The sequence below is a fragment of the Cupriavidus cauae genome (assembly GCF_008632125.1).
GTDB classification, from domain to species: domain Bacteria; phylum Pseudomonadota; class Gammaproteobacteria; order Burkholderiales; family Burkholderiaceae; genus Cupriavidus; species Cupriavidus cauae.
In genome coordinates this window covers 2,501-5,350 of the sequence record NZ_VWRN01000051.1, presented here as the reverse complement: position 1 = coordinate 5,350, position 2,850 = coordinate 2,501, and the positions used below count along the sequence as shown (strand labels likewise).

Genomic DNA, 2,850 nt, shown 5'->3' with positions numbered 1-2,850 from the left:
TGGGGATGGAGAGCCTGGCGATGACCTACTTTCACACGGGTAGTCCGCACTATCATCGGCGCGAAGTCGTTTCACGGTCCTGTTCGGGATGGGAAGGGGTGGTTCCGACTTGCTATGGTCACCAGGCATAAAGGGTTGCCGGACTGGCTTGGGGCCAATCTGGCGTATTGGGATGTAGCGATTGGGTTGTGCTGTATGGCACGTATGCGGCAACACCAGCGGATTGAAACGCACTGGTTATAGGATCAAGCCTTACGGGCAATTAGTACTGGTTAGCTTAACGCATTACTGCGCTTCCACACCCAGCCTATCAACGTCCTGGTCTTGAACGACCCTTCAAGGAGCTCGAGGCTCCAGGGAATCCTCATCTTCAGGCGAGTTTCCCGCTTAGATGCTTTCAGCGGTTATCTCTTCCGTACATAGCTACCCTGCGATGCCTCTGGCGAGACAACAGGTACACCAGCGGTACGTCCACTCCGGTCCTCTCGTACTAGGAGCAGCCCCCGTCAAGATTCCAACGCCCACGGCAGATAGGGACCAAACTGTCTCACGACGTTTTAAACCCAGCTCACGTACCTCTTTAAATGGCGAACAGCCATACCCTTGGGACCGGCTACAGCCCCAGGATGAGATGAGCCGACATCGAGGTGCCAAACACCGCCGTCGATATGAACTCTTGGGCGGTATCAGCCTGTTATCCCCAGAGTACCTTTTATCCGTTGAGCGATGGCCCTTCCATTCAGAACCACCGGATCACTATGTCCTGCTTTCGCACCTGCTCGACTTGTCGGTCTCGCAGTTAAGCACGCTTTTGCCATTGCACTTTAGGTACGATGTCCGACCGTACCAAGCGTACCTTCGAACTCCTCCGTTACACTTTGGGAGGAGACCGCCCCAGTCAAACTGCCTACCATGCACTGTCCCCGACCCGGATTCACGGGCCTAGGTTAGAACCTCAAACAAACCAGGGTGGTATTTCAAGGACGGCTCCACGAGAACTGGCGTCCTCGCTTCAAAGCCTCCCACCTATCCTACACAGATCGGTTCAAAGTCCAATGCAAAGCTGCAGTAAAGGTTCATGGGGTCTTTCCGTCTAGCCGCGGGGAGATTGCATCATCACAAACACTTCAACTTCGCTGAGTCTCGGGAGGAGACAGTGTGGCCATCGTTACGCCATTCGTGCAGGTCGGAACTTACCCGACAAGGAATTTCGCTACCTTAGGACCGTTATAGTTACGGCCGCCGTTTACCGGGACTTCAATCAAGAGCTTGCACCCCATCATTTAATCTTCCGGCACCGGGCAGGCGTCACACCCTATACGTCCACTTTCGTGTTTGCAGAGTGCTGTGTTTTTATTAAACAGTCGCAGCCACCATTTTATTGCAACCCCGTCACCCTTCTGGCGCAGGCCAGTCAAGCTACCAGGGCGTACCTTATCCCGAAGTTACGGTACCAATTTGCCGAGTTCCTTCTCCCGAGTTCTCTCAAGCGCCTTAGAATACTCATCTCGCCCACCTGTGTCGGTTTGCGGTACGGTCTCGTATGACTGAAGCTTAGAGGCTTTTCTTGGGACCCCTTCCGATTGCTTCGCAGCACTAGGCCGCTCGCCCCACATCCTTGAATTCCGCGCCCGGATTTGCCAAAGCGCCTTCTCCAATGCAGGGACCGGGACTTCCAACACCCGGACAACCTTCCGCGATCCGTCCCCCCATCGCATCATACGACGGTGCAGGAATATTAACCTGCTTCCCATCAGCTACGCATCTCTGCCTCGCCTTAGGGGCCGACTCACCCTACGCCGATGAACGTTGCGTAGGAAACCTTGGGCTTACGGCGAGGGGGCCTTTCACCCCCTTTATCGCTACTCATGTCAGCATTCGCACTTCCGATACCTCCAGCATCCTTTACAAGACACCTTCACAGGCTTACGGAACGCTCTCCTACCACGCGCACAAGGCGCGTCCGCAGCTTCGGTGACTGGCTTAGCCCCGTTACATCTTCCGCGCAGGACGACTCGATCAGTGAGCTATTACGCTTTCTTTAAAGGGTGGCTGCTTCTAAGCCAACCTCCTGACTGTTTTAGCCTTCCCACTTCGTTTCCCACTTAGCCAATCTTGGGGACCTTAGCTGGCGGTCTGGGTTGTTTCCCTCTTGACACCGGACGTTAGCACCCGATGTCTGTCTCCCGTGATTGCACTCTTCGGTATTCGGAGTTTGCTATGGCGGGGTAATCAGCAATAGACCCCCCAACCATGACAGTGCTCTACCCCCGAAGGTGAGACACGAGGCACTACCTAAATAGTTTTCGGAGAGAACCAGCTATTTCCAGACTTGTTTAGCCTTTCACCCCTATCCACAGCTCATCCCCTAACTTTTCAACGTTAGTGGGTTCGGTCCTCCAGTACGTGTTACCGCACCTTCAACCTGGCCATGGATAGATCGTCTGGTTTCGGGTCTACACCCAGCGACTCAATCGCCCTATTCGGACTCGCTTTCGCTACGCCTTCCCTAACCGGTTAAGCTTGCCACTGAATGTAAGTCGCTGACCCATTATACAAAAGGTACGCCGTCACCCGTTTCCAGGCTCCGACTGTTTGTATGCATGCGGTTTCAGGATCTATTTCACTCCCCTCCCGGGGTTCTTTTCGCCTTTCCCTCACGGTACTGGTTCACTATCGGTCGATCACGAGTATTTAGCCTTGGAGGATGGTCCCCCCATCTTCAGACAGGATTTCACGTGTCCCGCCCTACTTGTCGTACCCCTAGTTCCACAACGCGGTTTTCGCATACAGGGCTATCACCTGCTATGGCCGGGCTTTCCATCCCGTTTTGCTAACCACACTGCTAAA

The 2,850-nt window shown here is 54.2% G+C and carries 2 rRNA genes (1 of these 2 running past the window's edge); both read right to left on the bottom strand.

From position 1 onward, the window contains the following. Window positions 1-12: 12 nt before the first annotated feature. A 5S ribosomal RNA gene (rrf, locus tag F1599_RS18945) occupies window positions 13-126 on the bottom strand. A 115-nt stretch (window positions 127-241) separates the two neighbouring features. Next, window positions 242-2,850 (bottom strand): 23S ribosomal RNA (locus F1599_RS18940); it runs 272 nt beyond the window's last position.